Origin of the sequence: Brevibacterium sp. (assembly GCF_052105255.1) — a bacterium.
Taxonomy (GTDB): domain Bacteria; phylum Actinomycetota; class Actinomycetes; order Actinomycetales; family Brevibacteriaceae; genus Brevibacterium; species Brevibacterium linens_B.
Genome location: NZ_JBQDYQ010000026.1, coordinates 17,497 through 33,246, shown reverse-complemented (window position 1 = coordinate 33,246; position 15,750 = coordinate 17,497). Strand labels below are relative to the sequence as shown.

General features: G+C 65.8%; 12 protein-coding genes and 1 pseudogene. 11 read left to right on the top strand and 2 right to left on the bottom strand.

What is annotated here, in order from left to right; translation table 11 throughout:
- The first annotated feature begins 96 nt into the window (after nt 1-96).
- The 5 genes from ACTIIH_RS09075 (at nt 97) to ACTIIH_RS09055 (ending at nt 6,177) form a co-directional block, all read left to right on the top strand.
- The gene (locus ACTIIH_RS09075; protein WP_441091686.1) at nt 97-1,638 is read left to right on the top strand and encodes an FCD domain-containing protein; all 1,542 of its coding nucleotides are present in this window, start codon (nt 97-99) and stop codon (nt 1,636-1,638) included.
- Nucleotides 1,639-1,689: 51 nt separating this feature from the next.
- Nucleotides 1,690-2,301 carry a uridine kinase gene (udk, locus tag ACTIIH_RS09070; RefSeq protein WP_025777019.1) on the top strand — a complete coding sequence of 204 codons (612 nt, stop codon included), beginning with the start codon at nt 1,690-1,692 and terminating at the stop codon, nt 2,299-2,301.
- A 107-nt stretch (nt 2,302-2,408) separates the two neighbouring features.
- Nucleotides 2,409-4,004, top strand: a complete 1,596-nt coding sequence (locus tag ACTIIH_RS09065) for an HNH endonuclease (RefSeq protein WP_441091687.1) — start codon at nt 2,409-2,411, stop codon at nt 4,002-4,004.
- A 171-nt stretch (nt 4,005-4,175) separates the two neighbouring features.
- Complete coding sequence (locus ACTIIH_RS09060) at nt 4,176-4,640, top strand: hypothetical protein (protein WP_441451500.1); 465 nt, start codon at nt 4,176-4,178, stop codon at nt 4,638-4,640.
- Nucleotides 4,641-4,743: 103 nt separating this feature from the next.
- Complete coding sequence (locus tag ACTIIH_RS09055) at nt 4,744-6,177, top strand: hypothetical protein (protein WP_441451499.1); 1,434 nt, start codon at nt 4,744-4,746, stop codon at nt 6,175-6,177.
- Nucleotides 6,178-6,196: 19 nt separating this feature from the next.
- Here ACTIIH_RS09055 and ACTIIH_RS09050 read toward each other — a convergent pair whose 3' ends face one another.
- Nucleotides 6,197-8,131, bottom strand: coding sequence for an FAD-binding monooxygenase (locus ACTIIH_RS09050; protein WP_441451498.1), 1,935 nt, complete (start codon nt 8,129-8,131; stop codon nt 6,197-6,199).
- Nucleotides 8,132-8,176: 45 nt separating this feature from the next.
- Nucleotides 8,177-9,127: pseudogene (locus tag ACTIIH_RS09045) on the bottom strand (MFS transporter).
- A gap of 159 nt (nt 9,128-9,286) precedes the next feature.
- Here ACTIIH_RS09045 and ACTIIH_RS09040 point away from each other — a divergent pair.
- Genes ACTIIH_RS09040 through ACTIIH_RS09015 form a run of 6 tightly spaced genes read left to right on the top strand, consistent with a single transcriptional unit; the run spans nt 9,287 to nt 15,712 of the window.
- Entirely contained in the window at nt 9,287-10,777 is a 1,491-nt protein-coding gene (locus ACTIIH_RS09040) for a fumarylacetoacetate hydrolase family protein (RefSeq protein WP_441451497.1), read from the top strand.
- Nucleotides 10,759-11,496, top strand: coding sequence for a GntR family transcriptional regulator (locus ACTIIH_RS09035; protein WP_441091692.1), 738 nt, complete (start codon nt 10,759-10,761; stop codon nt 11,494-11,496). The genes ACTIIH_RS09040 and ACTIIH_RS09035 overlap by 19 nt, the downstream gene beginning before the upstream one ends.
- Nucleotides 11,493-12,998 carry an aldehyde dehydrogenase gene (locus tag ACTIIH_RS09030; RefSeq protein WP_441091693.1) on the top strand — a complete coding sequence of 502 codons (1,506 nt, stop codon included), beginning with the start codon at nt 11,493-11,495 and terminating at the stop codon, nt 12,996-12,998. Before ACTIIH_RS09035 ends, ACTIIH_RS09030 begins: the two co-directional genes overlap by 4 nt.
- 7 nt (nt 12,999-13,005) lie before the next feature.
- A complete protein-coding gene (gene hpaD / locus ACTIIH_RS09025) occupies nt 13,006-14,142 on the top strand; it encodes a 3,4-dihydroxyphenylacetate 2,3-dioxygenase (protein WP_441451496.1) in 1,137 nt (378 codons plus the stop codon).
- A gap of 11 nt (nt 14,143-14,153) precedes the next feature.
- Nucleotides 14,154-14,939: a fumarylacetoacetate hydrolase family protein gene (locus ACTIIH_RS09020; protein WP_441451495.1), complete on the top strand. Its 786-nt coding sequence runs from the start codon at nt 14,154-14,156 to the stop codon at nt 14,937-14,939.
- On the top strand, nt 14,924-15,712 hold the full coding sequence (locus ACTIIH_RS09015; RefSeq protein ID WP_441451494.1) for an HpcH/HpaI aldolase family protein: 789 nt from the start codon (nt 14,924-14,926) through the stop codon (nt 15,710-15,712). Before ACTIIH_RS09020 ends, ACTIIH_RS09015 begins: the two co-directional genes overlap by 16 nt.
- The last annotated feature ends 38 nt before the right edge of the window (nt 15,713-15,750 follow it).

The window sequence follows — 15,750 nt, the reverse complement described above, 5'->3', positions numbered from 1 at the left end:
CGGGGTGTGAGATCAGTATGCGCCGCCGAAATCCGGGGGTGAAGAGATGGAGTCGACCCTGGAGAATGTTTGAGTCAGAAGTCCTAAGATAGAGGGATGTATTCCGCTGAGTTCCGTCGGGACGCGGTGTCGCTGCTGACGACGTCGACCCTCGCCGAGGCGGCCGCGCGCACGGGTGCATCACCGTCGACCCTGCGTCGTTGGGCGAACCGATCCGACCTTGAGGATCGCCCCCGCAGCGGTCGCCCGCCGATCCAGGAGACTGCCGATCGGGTCGTCGAGGCTCTCGTCGCGACCGCGGGGGCCCGGATCTCCGGGCGAGACTATTCGACCCGTGCTCTGTCCGAGGCGACGGGGCTGAGTCAGAGCATCGTCTCTCGGTCGGTGAGGGCGCTGACGATCCCCGTCACCGAGGTGGCCGGCGGTTCCGAACTCGTCCTCGCTGCCAGCGGGTTTCCCCTCGTCATCGTCGGTGTTCGCAGAATCGATGCAGGTGGGGCAGGTAGCCGTGACGAGTCCGCGACGATCGTGCCGCCTCGGCGGGTCCAACGACGCATCGCCGGAATCACTGCGGCCCTGCGGATTGCGGGAGTCGGGCGCTGGGCACAGCGCTTCGACAGCGAGCATCGGCAGGTGCCCACCGCCGAACTGCTCGCCCTCCTCGACGGTGACGGAGACTTCCTCGTCTTCGACCCCCTCGCTGAGGTTCCTGACAACCTCGCCGACGGGGCTGGAGCCCGGGTGACGGTGTGCGCGGATTTCGACGATTTCGTCAGCGCACTCAAGAGCCGCCTCGGCGAGTGTCAGGACATTCCCGGGTCCCTGCTCGATCTGCTGGCCGACCGCGTCCGGCACGGACTCGAAGGAGTGCAGTGGCGGGAATCGGTACCCTACGAGCCCCAGAGAAGTTCTATTATTTCTGACTCAATGGAGATCTCGTCATGGCTGCCGAAGGAGACGCGATCGATCACCGAACACCTGGCGATCGCACTGCGTGAGGAGATCATCGACTCCGGATACGAACCCGGCGATCGGATCAATCCGCGCCTGCTGTCGCGTCGCATGCAGGTGCCCAGGGCCTCGGTCGACGCGGCGCTGCGACGGATGGTCGATGACAAACTCCTCGACGGCTCTCGCGGCGGTGCACGGATCCCCTTGATCACGACCGTCGACGTGCTCGACCTCTATGCCGCGCGCATGGCCATCGGGGAGGTCGTGCTCCGATCCTTGGCCCTGCGTCCGCAGCGCTACCTCGTGCCCGTGCAGCTGGCCCTGCGGCAGGTCGAGGCCTCGGCGCCGACACGGAGCGGAATCGACGTCGAGGACGCCGACCTCCATTTCCAGCAGGAGCTGGCCCGAGCATCGGGGCTGCGGGAATCGGCGCGTGCCTTCGAGGCCCTGACTCTGCGGCTGCGTCTGTTCATCTCCATCCTGCAGCTCGACTATTCTCCGGCCAGCGACCGCATCGTCAGCGACGACCGTGCGATGTTCAGCGCGCTGAGCCGGGCAGACGCGAAGACGGCGATCGAGGTCTGGCGCGGCAAGGTCGACAATGCGGTGAGGCATATGGCCGGTCTGCTCGGCAGGCGGCGCTTCGACCAGGAACTGTGGACCCAACTGACCCGCAGCCTCGGATGAGCACGCAAGCCGGGAGCCGCCTCGGCGGAGGTCGTGGTCTATATTTGTGCCGTGGAGACTTTGGTTGTGGGCGTGGCCGGCGGAACCGGCAGTGGGAAGACGACGCTGACTCAGGCGCTGTTGGACAAGTGCGAGGGACCGCCGTCGGTGCTCTTCCACGACAACTACTACAAACGGCGCGACGAACTCACCTATGCGGAGCGCGAGAAGGTCAACTACGACGATCTCGACGCCTTCGACAACGACCTCTTCGTCGACCACCTCACTGCGCTGCGGAACTCGCAGGCGGTCGACAGCCCGGTCTACGACTTCTCGATCCACAACCGCAGCGATGAGACGACGCGAGTCGAGCCCGCACCCGTCATCATCGTCGAAGGCATCCTCATCTTCGCCGAACCGCGCATCTGCCAACTGCTCGACATCAAGCTCTTCGTCGACACCGACGCCGATGTGCGCCTGCTGCGCCGGATCAAACGCGATGTCGTCGACCGTGGGCGGACCCTGCAGTCGGTGGAGGACCAGTACCTGGGCACGGTCAAGCCGATGCACGAACTCTACGTCGAGCCGTCGAAGCGCAATGCCGACCTCATCATCCCCGACGGCGGCCACAACATCGTCGCCATGGACATGATCCTCAACCGCATCCAGCGCGGAGTCGGCTGAGCCCGAAACGGAGTCGGCTGAGCTGGGAACAGTTCCTGACCTGCGCGAACGGTCTTCTTCCGGGACGGCTGCGAAGTCGTGTCAGTGCCGCTGGATACTGTCTTCATATGGACGTCGACCCCGCACGGGAACCAGCGCCGGTTCCGGATCCGCTGACCGAGATCACTCGGATCGGTCACTTCCTGCGCGCACTCGACCCGGGCGACACCGAGGCCGAGACGCTGGAGCGGATCACAGCGCTCGAAGAACTCAAGTCTGCTGTCGTCGCCGCACAGGCGAAAGAGGCAGCGGCTTTCGACACGATGCGCACCGAGCGGGACCGACTCAACCGGGTGCCCGCGATCGACTGCGGAAAACGCGCCGGTGACGAGGTCGGGCTGGCGAAGAAGGTCTCGCCCGGATCGGGCCGGAAGTTCCTCAGCACTGCCCGCTCGATCGTCACGGGCATGCCCAATACCTTCAAAGCCCTGGCCGACGGGGAGATCTCCGAGGACAAGGCGCGCATCATGGTCGATGAGACCGCGGTCCTCGTCGCTGCCGATCGGCGCACGGTCGATATGCGGATGAAGCGGAGTCTGGGGCCGTCCGGGCTGCGGAGCCTGCGCGCCGAAGTGCGTGCGCTCACTGCGGAGATGGACGCCGAGGTGGCCGCGAAGAGGGCAGCGAAAGCGAAGTCCAATCGTCGGGTGAACATGACCGTGATCGATGACGGGATGGCCAGGATCTCCGCGATCCTGCCGCTGACGCAAGCCGTCGCCGCCTATGAGAGCCTCCGAACCGGCGCTGAGACCATCACTGCTGCCGGTGATGCCGGCGGACGGAACCGCCAGCAGGTCATCGCCGATACGTTCGTCGAACGGCTGAGCGGGCAGGCGAGTGCAATGGCTGTGCCTGCGGAGATCCATCTGCTCGTCGACACCGAATCTCTGCTCTCCGACGGACTCGTTCCGGCCTGGCTCCCAGGGTACGGTCCGCTGCCGGCGAAGACGGCCCGAGAGTTCATCGCCGCGAACGACGCGCAGATGTTCATCAGCCGGATCTTCACCCATCCCGAGGATGGGCAGCTGGTGGGAATGGATGCGAAGAGCCGGGAGTTCACCGGCCGACTTCGGCAGATGATCACCTTCCGTGACGATGTCTGCCGGACCCCGTGGTGCGACGCCCCGATCCGGCACGCCGACCACGCTCAGCCTGTCGCCGCTGGCGGACAAACCACCTGGGAGAACGGCTCCGGGCTGTGTGCGTCCTGCAACTACGCGAAGGAACATCCCGGATGGACGCACGAGGCCACAGCGAACGGGCTGCGTGTCACCACGCCGAGTGGGCGTTCCTATGAGGTGGCCACGCCAGCGGTGGTCCGTCGCATACGGTTCCCGCGCCCCGCATCAGTGTCGGAACCGGGCGGTTCACCGCCGGGATCGGACTGGCAGCAGCTCTTTTCCCGAATCCTTGAACCGGATAGGGAGGAAGCCAGGAGAGCGGCGAGGGAAGACAGCAGGGCAACGGCCGCGGCCGAAGAGGTCGGCACAGACGAGCCGCAAGCGGCGGCTCAGCCGGAAGAGCTGCCACCCCGGTACTGCACTCGTGCCGAGAAGATCGCCGACTGGCGCAGACGCAATGCGCACCGGCGCCCGTCCGCGAAGGACTGCGGAGGCAGCATGGTCGAGCGTCAGTTGGTGCAGGTGGTTTTCGGGCCCGACTGAGCTGCGTGTCGGATCTGGAACATGGCGGCAACACCTGTCACAGAGATACTGCAGAGAATCGTAGTTATGGACAGGGCGGGAACGAACGGAAACACACCACTGACCCCTGCGCGGGGGCGCAGTCTCAACCTTGTGGCGCGTGTGCTCCCATCAGGGGCGGTGGCCTGTTGGGTGATCACGATCTTCGTGCCGGTCCTCGACAGCGGAGGACCCGGCTCGATGCGGATCCGTGTGACGTCTCTCGGGTTCTCGCCGATCGACATGAATGACCTCGATGAGGTCTACCTCGTGCTCTGGGTCGTCGTTCTCACCGGTGCGTTCACTGCCTGGCTGCTGTCCGCGTCGAAGTGGTGGTCGATCGCGGCCATCGTTCTGGGCTCAGTGCTGGGACTGCGACTCCTGCAGATGGTCGCCGATCCGCCGATCATGATGTGGGACGGGCAGACGGCCGACGGTATGCCCACCGGCGGCATGGAAGTCGCCTATCCTGCGGCAGGCTTCGGCCTGTGGGTGCTGGGAAGCCTTCTGTTCTTCGCCGCCGGCATCTGTGGTCTGGTTGCAGCCGCCCAACACGACCATTGCCGTCGTGAACGGATCAAACGCTGCATGGCGAAGCGCCATGGTCCCGCCGCGTGAAACTCGGCCCCGGCTGGTGAGAGTCCGACGGAATTCTGACGGCCGACTGCTTCTGCGATTCGCCCAAGCACTGTCGTGGTCTGCGCTCTGCCTGTGGATTCTCATGCTGTGGGTTCCGGTGGCCGCCAGCCCTGAGGACATCTCCGAAGCGCCGCACCCGCCGCGGATCATCGTCACTGCTCTCGGCGGACCGCCGTTCGACCTCGAGGAGGCTCGTGTGTCGATGGTCCTGGTCGCCGTCGGCGTTGTCGTATGCGCGGTTGCTTCATTCCTGATCAGCGGCCGGTCTCGGCCCGATTCGCACTCGTGGCCGGACGTCGTCGGGCGCCTGTGGTCGGTGGGAACTCTCATTCTCGGCGCCTGCGCCTTCCTCGTGTTGGCCGCCTCGTTGGCGAATCTGCCGACGATCATGTGGGACGCCGTCGATGATCGGGGGCGGCCGGTTTTCGGAATGGTCGTCGCTCAATCGGCGGTCGGTGCAGGGCTGTGGGTTATCGGGGGTCTCTGTCTTCTGGCCGCAGGAGTCTGCGGCCTCCTCGGCAGTCATCGTCGAAGCCGGGTCCGCAGCGATACCGCACACGTTCCCGATGCAGCATCCCCCAGTCGCACGGGGCCCAGGGTCACCGCGTGGCCGCGCGGGAACCGAACCCATCTCCTCGCACAGCGGCTGCCGTGGGCCGCCGTCGCCGCCTGGGTGCTGATGATCTGGATCCCGATCTTCGACAGCGGCGATCACGGCGACGAACGCTTCATCGTCACGTCCCTCGGAAGCCTCGAGTTCCTGCCGACACTGCTGCTGGCATGGGCGGTCGTGCTCATCTGTGCCGCAACCGCCAGAGCGTTCAGCCCCTTCTCTCACTGGTCCTTCGTCGCTGGTCTCAGCGGCGTCGGGCTCCTGATCATCGAGATCGTCCTCCTCTGGATGCTCGGCGGCTGCGCACTCATCGCAGCAGGAGTATGTGGGTTCATCAGCGACCGCCGCCGGATCGAACGCACCACTCAGCAGAGGACACCGGGGGAGGCTGCAGAGAGGTCACGCCGACTGCGGCGCCTGGCACGGTTCCTTCCGCTCATCACGCTGACCGCCTGGGTCATCACCCTCTTCATACCCGTCATCGACAGCTTCAACGACAGCGGCCCGCGCATCATCATGACCTCGCTGGGGGACTGGACACTCGACTCCACTACTCCTCCCGACACGTTCGACCTCGTCCTCTGGGCGCTGATCATCACCATCGCCGTGCTCGGTCTCTTCTTCCCCTCGGCTCGGTGGTGGGCCGCGGCGGCCATGCTCATCGGAGCCCTCATCGTCGTCCTCCTCATCGGACTCGTCCTCGAGCCGCCGCTGTTGATGTGGGACGGTCAGCTGCCAGACGGCACTCCGACGGGCGGAATGGAGATCGGCTGCCCCTCCGTCGGATATGGGCTGTGGGTCGTCGGAGCCGCCGCACTCATCTCAGCTGGAATCTGCGGGCTCCTCGCGCAGACCAAACGCCCCCGGCCAGCAGTCCAGGGACCACCGGTCGAGGACGTTTGAGCACGGAACCGTTCCGGCATCACTTCACGGGTTCGAAGACTCCTGCGAAATAGTCGCCGATCTCGGCATGTGCGTCCAACGGGAAGATGCCGGAGACGTACTGGTCGGGGCGGACCACGACCACGGCGCCGTCGCGGCTGATCTCACGGGCCTCGAAGATGTCCTCGTCGGGCAGGGTCGCGTAGATCTTATCCACGTATTCGAGGTCGTAGGCGCCCACGTGCGGGCGGAAGACCTTCGGCACATCGGGAAACGCGAACTCCTTGTGTTCTTGCTGGTAGATGACGCTGAGCTCGACGAGGGCATCGGGATCCTCGCCCTCCCGGCGGAAGGCGACCAGGGGAGAGGCCGGATCCGATTCGAGCCATTCCGCCAGCGCCGCCACGCTCGACTCACCGGCGGAGCCGCCAGCAGAGCCGTCGACGACCGGGGCGGCCCGATCGGCGAAGACATAGACTCTCCAGCGACCATCAGCACGCGCTTCGTGACCGAGGTGGATGAAGTTCGCATCGCAGCTGCGCTTGACCCGAGCCGACTTGAACCGCTTGCCGATCGGGAAGCCGACCGCGAGCTCCTGATGCGTCGTCGGCGTCGTGATCATCGACTCCGTGTACTCGGTCATGAACCCGGCTGGGAACTCCGCGGTCTTGACGTAGAAGTCCTCGAGGTAGGTCTTGTCCGGCAGCTCCTCCTGCGGAGTTGCCATGAGTGTCGACCATTCCTTGTCGAACTCGATGAGATTCTTCGCGGCCACCTGCCGTTCGGCCGAGTAGGTGCGCAGCAGTTCCGTCGACGACCGGCCCGAGATGACCTGCCCGAGCTTCCACGCGATGTTGAAGCCGTCCTGCATCGACACGTTCATTCCCTGACCGGCTTTCGCCGAGTGAGTGTGGCAGGCATCGCCGGTGATGAACACGCGCGGACACTGAGAACCGGGCGCGGTCTCGTCGGTGTCGTCGAAGGCATCGGTGAGCCGGTGCCCGACCTCGTAGACCGAATGCCAGGCCACGTTCTTCACGTCGATGCTGTAGGGCGAGATGATCGCATTCGCCCGGCGGATGATCTCGTCGATGCTCGTCGACCGCACCTGGCGCGCATCATCCTCGGGCACCTCGCCGAGATCGACGTACATCCGGAACAGATGCCCGCCCTCGCGGGGGATGTGGAGGATGTTTCCGTGCTTCGACGAGATCGCGCACTTGGTGCGGATATCGGGGAAATCGGAATTCGCGAGCACATCCATCACGCCCCAGGCGTGATTGGCCTGGTCACCGGACATCGTCCGTCCGATCGACGACCGGACCTTCGACCGGGCACCGTCGCAGCCGACAACGTAGCCGGCGCGGATGGTGCGTTCCTCTCCGGTGCGCTCGCCTGCGGTGTAACGGACGGTGACCGATACCGGATGATCCTTCGCCGAGGCGGTCGCGGCGTCCTGGTCGACCGTGAGGTCGACGAATTCGATCCCGTAGTCGGGCGTGATCTTGCCGGGGGACTGGGCGGCGAACTGGGCGAAGTAGTCGAGCACGCGTGCCTGGTTGACGATGAGGTGCGGGAACTCGCTGATCCCGTGCTCGTCATCCTTGGGCCGACCGGTGCGGATGATGTTCTCGGGGTTCTCCGGATCCGGATTCCAGAACGCCATCTCAGTGATGTGATAGCCCTCGCGCATGATCTCCTCGGCGAAGCCGAACGCCTGGAAGGTCTCGACAGAACGGGCCTGGATGCCGTCGGCCTGACCGATGACCAGCCGGGAATCGCGCTTCTCGATCATCCGCGTGTTCACGTGCGGGTACTGCGACAGCTGGGCCGCCGCGATCATTCCCGCAGGACCGCTGCCGACGATGAGGACATCGACCTCATCGGGCAGCTCCTCGCTGCGCTCGATTCCGTACCCAGCGGCCTCTTCGATCCGCGGGTCCGCGGACACGTAGCCGTTCTGATGGAAATGCATGTCAACCTCCGGTTCGTGACACGTCGTCGTGATACTGGAATGCTATCAGTTCATATACGATCTGGTGTCGGCGGGGTGGTGCCGGTCACCGTCATCGCAGGTCACCTGCGGCGCCCCGATCCCGATGATCGGGCTCACCGCCTGCTCGTCCTCGTGGTCGGGCCCAGCGGAATTCCGGTGCGATCGCGCAGCAGCAGGGTTGCGGCGAGGGCGAGCACGGCGACAACGCCCAGGTACACCGCCACCGAGGCGGTCGTTCCCGTCGATGACACGAGCCCCTTCGCGATCGTCGGGGCGAAGGCGGTGCCGAGGATCGACCCGATCGCAGAGGAGACCGAGACCCCGGAAAAGCGGAAGCTGGCGGGGAACGGCTCGGCGTACATCGCCGGCTGCTGACTGTAGGCGAAGCCCGAGCCGACGGTGAGGACGACGAGTCCGAGCAGAAGCATGCCCACCGAACCGGTGTTGACCAGCGGGAACAGAGAGAAGAGGCCCGCGAGCAGGAGGATCCAGCCGAGGATGTAGGTGTTCCGGCGTCCGATCCTGTCCGAGACGGCCCCGCGATGATCGTGAACACCAGCCAGGACACCGCCGAGGCGGCCACGGCCCAGAGCACGGGACCGCGCTCGAGGCCGATGGGGCCGGTCGGTCCATGGCGTAGTTCTGGATGTATCCGCCGGTGGTCATGTATCCGGCGGCGTTGCTGCCCATGAAGACGAGCACGATGGAGAGGAAGAACGGCACCCGCCAGCCCCATTCTCCGCCGGCTGAGATGCCTTGGATGATGCGCAGGGCGATGAGCAGGATCGGGGCGAGCACGCCCGCCGATTCGAAGGTCGGCAGGAAGCCGATGAGCGCAGTTGCGGCGACCATGGCGATGAGCGTCGATCCGAGCGGGCCGAAGAAGAGCTGGTTGAAGATCAGCCCCGAGGCCGCCGCGCAGAGGAAGCAGTCGTACCACTCGATGCTCGTGCCGACGATCGTCGCGAACGCCACCCGGGTCTGAGTGTGCTACTGGGCTGCCATGACTCCTGTGTCCTGTCGTGCGTCTGCAGTGCCTCCCGGCTGCATTCTCTGCGGCCCGGAGTGCTTGTTCTCCGGAACCATATCATATACGATCTGTGATGAAGCCAATCGAAATGAGGTGTGAGATCGATGTCGACTCCAGCAGGTGTTCCCGCCCGTCCGGGCAAGATCATTGCCGTTCATGTGGCCTATGAGTCCCGTGCGGCGCAACGAGGAAAACGCCCCGCCCAGCCGTCATACTTCCTCAAGGCGGCCAGCTCCGTCGCCGCCTCCGGCCAGTCCATCGAGCGCCCGGCAGGCACCTCGCTGCTCGCCTTCGAAGGTGAGATCGCCGTCGTCATCGGCACGTCCGCCCGCAATGTCACCGAGGCCGACGCCTGGGCGTATGTGGCCGGCGTGACCGCGTCGAACGACTTCGGCCTCTACGACATGAAGGCACCCGACAAGGGATCGAACGTGCGGTCGAAGAGCCGCGACGGCTACACCCCGCTGGGTCCCGAACTCATTCCCGCCGCCGAGGCGGCCCCCGACTCCCTGCACCTGCGCACCTGGGTCAACGGCGAGGTCGTCCAGGACGACGGCACGCGAGCCGACCAGCTCATCTTCACCCTCCCGCGCATCGTCGCGGACCTCAGCCAGCACCTCACTCTCGAGCCCGGTGACATCATCCTCACCGGCACCCCGGCCGGATCCTCGGTCGTCGCCCCCGGCGACACGGTCGAGGTGGAGGTCACGGCCGCCTCCGCGAACGGGGAGGAGCTGAGCTCCGGACGGTTGACCACCACGGTCGTCGACGGACCCGGCGACTTCGACGAGAGCCTCGGCAGCCTCCCCGCGGTGAACGAAGCACTCACCGTCGACGCCTGGGGCTCGCGTGTTGCCGCCGGACTTGCCCCGGAGGGCGACGCCGATGGCACGGCCGCGACGGCACTCGACGCCGACCTCGTCGCCAAACTCACCGAAGCTCCGACTGCGGGCCTGTCGGCTCAGCTGCGGTCGCGCGGACTCAACAATGTCGTCATCGAAGGCGTGGCCCCGCTGAAGCCGGGCGCGAAGATCGTCGGCACCGCGAAGACCCTGCGCTTCGTACCCAACCGCGAAGACCTGTTCAAGTCCCACGGCGGCGGTTTCAACGCCCAGAAGCAGGCGTTCGACTCGATCCGCCCCGGCGAGGTCGTTGTCATCGAAGCCCGCGGCGAATCCGGTTCGGGCACCCTCGGCGACATCCTCGCCCTGCGTGCGAAATCTCTCGGCGCCGCCGGCGTCGTCACCGACGGGGGAGTCCGCGACTCCGCCGAGGTGGCCGAGATCCTGCCCGTGTTCTCCACTGCGAAGCACCCTGCCGTGCTCGGTCGCAAGCACGTGCCGTGGGAAGCGGACGTGGCCGTGGCCTGCGGAAACGCCACCGTCCTGCCCGGCGATGTCATCGTCGCCGACGACGATGGAGCCATCGTCGTCCCCCGTGGCCTCGTCGAAGAAGTCGTCGACGCGGCACTGGCCAAGGAGGTCGAGGACGGTTGGGTGGCCGAACAGGTCGCCGCCGGCAACCCGATCGAAGAGCTCTTCCCGCCCAAGGGCGAATGGAAGGCGAAATTCGACGAATGGAAGGCCTCACGGTGAAGACCGAACAGGCAGCGACCGCGGCCCCGTCCCTGAGCAAGGCCGAGACCGCCTACCGGTGGATCCGCGAGCGCGTCGCCGACCAGACCTACCAGCCCGGGCACAAACTTGTGCTCGCGCAGATCGCCCTCGAACTCGACACCTCCGTGGTGCCGGTGCGCGAGGCCATCCGCCGGTTGGAGGCCGACGGGCTCGTGACCTTCGAGCGCAACGTCGGGGCCCGCGTGGCCATGGTCGACCAGGGCTCCTACACCCAGTCGATGGAAGCGGTCGCGATTCTCGAGGCCGCGGCCGTCGCCCAAGCGCTGGGCCACCTCAGTGCCGATGATCTCGATGCCGCGGAGCAGATCAACGATCGGATGCGGGCGCTGCTCGACGAATTCGAACCGGCCGAGTTCACCCGACTCAACCACGAATTCCACGAGACGCTCTACCGGCGCTGCCCGAACCAGCGGCTGTGCACCCTCGTCGAACTCGAATGGGACCGACTCAACCACCTGCGGGATTCGACGTTCTCCTTCGTCCCCGAACGGGCGCTCGAGTCGGTGGAGGAACACTCCCGCATCGTCGCCCTCATCCGGGCCCGCGCCTCGGCGCAGGAGGTCGAACGGGCCATGCGCGAGCACCGCTCGGCCACGCTGCACAGCTTCCAGAACTCCCAGACGACCACAACCCCGACCACGGATCTGCAGACAGATTCACGAAAGGACGACTCATGACACAGTCCACCACCCCGCCGGCCGCAATGCCGGAGAAGATCCGCCACTACATCGGCGGCGAGTTCGTCGACTCCATCGACGGAGACGAATTCGACGTCCTCAACCCGGTGACGAACGAGCCCTACATCACGGCCGCCTCGGGAAAGAAGGCCGATATCGAAGCCGCCGTCGCCGCGGCGAAGACAGCCTTCGACGAGGGCCCGTGGCCGACGATGCTCCCGCGCGAGCGCGCCCGGATCCTGGGCAAGATCGCCGATATCGTCGAATCCCGCAAGGACGAACTCGCCGCCATGGAGTCCTTCGACTCCGGACTGCCGATCACCCAGGCCAAGGGCCAGGCGGCGCGGGCGGCAGAGAACTTCCGCTTCTTCGCCGACCTCATCGTCGCTCAGGTCGATGACGCCTTCAAGGTCCCCGGCCGCCAGGCGAACTACGTCAACCGCAAGCCGATCGGCGTGGCCGGGCTCATCACTCCGTGGAACACGCCGTTCATGCTCGAGTCCTGGAAGCTCGGACCGGCGATCGCGACCGGCAACACCGTCGTGCTCAAACCCGCCGAGTTCACTCCGCTCTCGGCCTCCCTCTGGCCGGGCATCTTCGAAGAGGCAGGACTACCCACGGGTGTGTTCAACATGGTCAACGGCTTCGGTGAGGAAGGTTTCGCCGGCGATTCGCTCGTCAAGCACCCCGACGTTCCGCTCATCTCCTTCACCGGCGAATCGAGCACCGGCCAGACGATCTTCGCCAATGCCGCCCCCTGGCTCAAGGGCCTGTCGATGGAGCTCGGCGGCAAGTCCCCGGCCGTCGTCTTCGCCGACGCGGACATCGAGGCCGCCGTCAACGCCACGATCTTCGGCGTCTTCTCCCTCAACGGGGAACGCTGCACCGCCGGTTCGCGCATCCTCGTCGAGGAATCGATCTACGACGAGTTCGTCGAACGCTACGCCGCCCAGGCGGGGCGCGTGAAGGTCGGCCTGCCCTCGGACCCCGACACCGAGGTGGCTGCGCTCGTCCACCCCGAGCACTACGAGAAGGTCATGTCCTACGTCGAGATCGGCAAGACCGAGGCCCGCCTCGTCGCCGGCGGCGGCCGCCCCGAGGGCTTCGAAACCGGAAACTTCGTCCAGCCGACCGTGTTCGCCGATGTGAAGCCCGACGCGCGGATCTTCCAGGAGGAGATCTTCGGACCCGTCGTCGCCATCACCCCGTTCTCCTCCGACGAGGAGGCCCTGGAGTTGGCGAACAACACGAAGTATGGTCTGGCCGCCTATATCTGGACCTCGGATCTCAAGCGCGCCCACAACTTCTCCCAGGCCGTCGAATCGGGAATGGTGTGGCTGAACTCGAACAACGTCCGCGACCTGCGCACCCCCTTCGGCGGTGTCAAGGCCTCGGGACTCGGCCACGAGGGCGGCTACCGGTCGATCGACTTCTACACGGAACAGCAGTCCGTGCACATCAACCTCGGCGAGGTCCACAACCCCGTCTTCGGAAAGCAGTGAAGCAGCCATGACCAAACGCACTGATATGACTCGGACCTCTGCCGGCTATTTCGTCAGCCAGGAGACGAGCATCGCCGCCGACAACCCCATCGCCACGCCGCAGGCGAGCCCGCCCGACATCCTCCGCTGCGCCTATATGGAACTTGTCGTCACCGATCTGGCCGCGTCGCGGGAGTTCTACGTCGACGTGCTCGGACTCTATGTCACCGAAGAGGACGAGAACACGCTCTACCTGCGCTCGACGGAGGAGTTCATCCACCACAACCTGGTCCTGCGCAAGGGCGAGGTTGCTGCCGTGGCTGCGTTCTCCTACCGGGTGCGCAGCCCGGAAGAGCTCGACAAGGCCGTGGCCTTCTACACCGAACTCGGCTGCGATGTCCGCCGCAGCGCCGACGGCTTCGTCAAGGGTGTGGGCGACTCCGTGCGGGTGGTCGACCCGCTCGGCTTCCCGTACGAGTTCTTCTACCAATCCGATCATGTCGAACGCATGTCGTGGCGCTACGACCTGCACATCCCCGGCGAACTCGTCCGCCTCGACCACTTCAATCAGGTCACCCCGGATGTGCCGCGGGCGGTGAAGTACATGCAGGATCTCGGGTTCCGTGTCACCGAGGACATCCAGGATGAAGAGGGCACGGTCTACGCCGCGTGGATGCGCCGCAAGGCCACCGTCCATGACACGGCGATGACCGGCGGAGACGGACCGCGCATGCACCATGTCTGCTTCGCCACGCATGAGAAGCACAACATCCTCTCCATCTGCGACAAACTCGGTGCCCTCCGCCGGTCCGACTCGATCGAACGCGGGCCCGGCCGCCACGGCGTCTCGAATGCGTTCTACCTCTACCTGCGCGACCCCGACGGACACCGCGTCGAGGTCTACACGCAGGACTACTACACCGGCGACCCGGACAATCCGGTCATCACCTGGAACGTCCACGACAATCAGCGCCGCGACTGGTGGGGCAACCCTGTTGTGCCGTCCTGGTACACGGATGCCTCGCTCGTCCTCGATCTCGACGGCAACCCGCAGCCCGTACACGCCCGCACGGACGATTCGGAGATGGCCGTGACGATCGGTGCCGACGGGTTCTCCTACACCCGCGCGGATGAGAACGAGGGCAAGCTGGGCAACCAGCTCTGAAAGGAACCCACATGCTCGATGAGGCAACGATCGCGGCCATCGCCGACGATCTCGCGGCTGCGGAGCGGACAGGAAAGAAGATCGGTCTGCTCACCGCGAAGTACCCGGATATGACGGTCGAAGACTCCTATGCGGTGCAGAACGAATGGCGCCGTCGCGGGGAGGCTGCCGGCCGTCGGCTCTATGGTCATAAGATCGGACTGACCTCGAAGCCGATGCAACAGGCCACCGGCATCACCGAACCCGATTACGGAGCGATCTTCGCCGACCAGGTCTATGACACCGGTTCCGTGATCGATCATTCCCAGTACTCCGGGGTGCGCATCGAGGTCGAACTCGCCTTCGTGCTGCGTGATGAGCTCCGCGGACCCGATGCCAGTCTCTTCGACGTCCTCCGCGCCACTGAGTACGTCGTCCCCGCACTCGAGGTCCTGTCCTCGCGCATCGAGATGGAGGGTCGCACGATCGTCGACACCATCTCCGACAATGCGGCGCTGGCGGCGATGGTCCTCGGTGGTCAGCCGGTCGCGGTCGATGCCGTCGACCTGCGTCGGGTGAACGCTCTGCTCTATCGCAATGAGACGATCGAGGACTCCGGAGTCGCCGCCGCCGTCCTCGACCATCCCGCGCGCGGAATCGTGTGGCTGGCGAACAAACTCGCCGAACACGGAGACGTGCTGCGGGCAGGAGAGACCGTGCTCGCCGGATCGTTCACCCGCCCCATGTGGGTCCATCCCGGCGACACCGTCCACGCCGACTACGGAGAGCTGGGAGTCATCACATGCCGTTTCGAGTAGAGCTTCCGCAGACCTTCACCGACCGTGTGGCCGGACTCGGCGGCGGCGAGTACCTGGCCGGAATGTGGGTGTGCTCGGGTTCGCCCGTGGCTGCCGAGATCGCCGCGGCCTCGGGAATGCAGTGGGTGCTCATCGACGCCGAGCATTCCCCGATCGGACTCGAGACCACGACGAGTCTGCTGCGCGCGATGAACGGCTACCCGGCCACCCCCGTCGTCCGGGTGCCGGTGAATGATCGGGTGCTCATCAAGCAGTACCTCGACCTCGGAGCGCAGAACCTGCTCGTGCCGATGGTCGATACGAAATCCGACGCCGAGGCGGCCGTGGCGGCCGTCCATTATCCGCCGAGAGGTGTGCGCGGGGTCGGTTCGGCCCTGGCCAGGGCCTCCCGGTGGAACGCCGTGGACGGATACCTGGGGCGCGCGGAGGAATTCGTATCCCTGACGGTGCAGATCGAATCGGCGACCGCGGTCGACAATGCCGCCGAGATCGCCGCGGTCGACGGAATCGACCAGGTCTTCGTCGGTCCCTCGGACCTGGCCGCGTCGATGGGGCTGCTCGGCCAGCAGACCCACCCGGACGTCACCGACGCGGTGGCCAGGACCTTCGAGGCAGTGAAGGCTGCCGGCAAACCTGTCGGTGTCAACGCCTTCGATCCCGAGCAGGCTCGGAAGTACCTGGACGCCGGAGCGTCCTTCGTTCTCGTCGGTGCCGATGTCGGCCTGATGATGAACGGCGCCCGCGCCTGGGCCGACACTTGGGTGCAGGACTGAGCTGAGACCACCCCCGGCCGCTGATTCGCGGTCGGGGG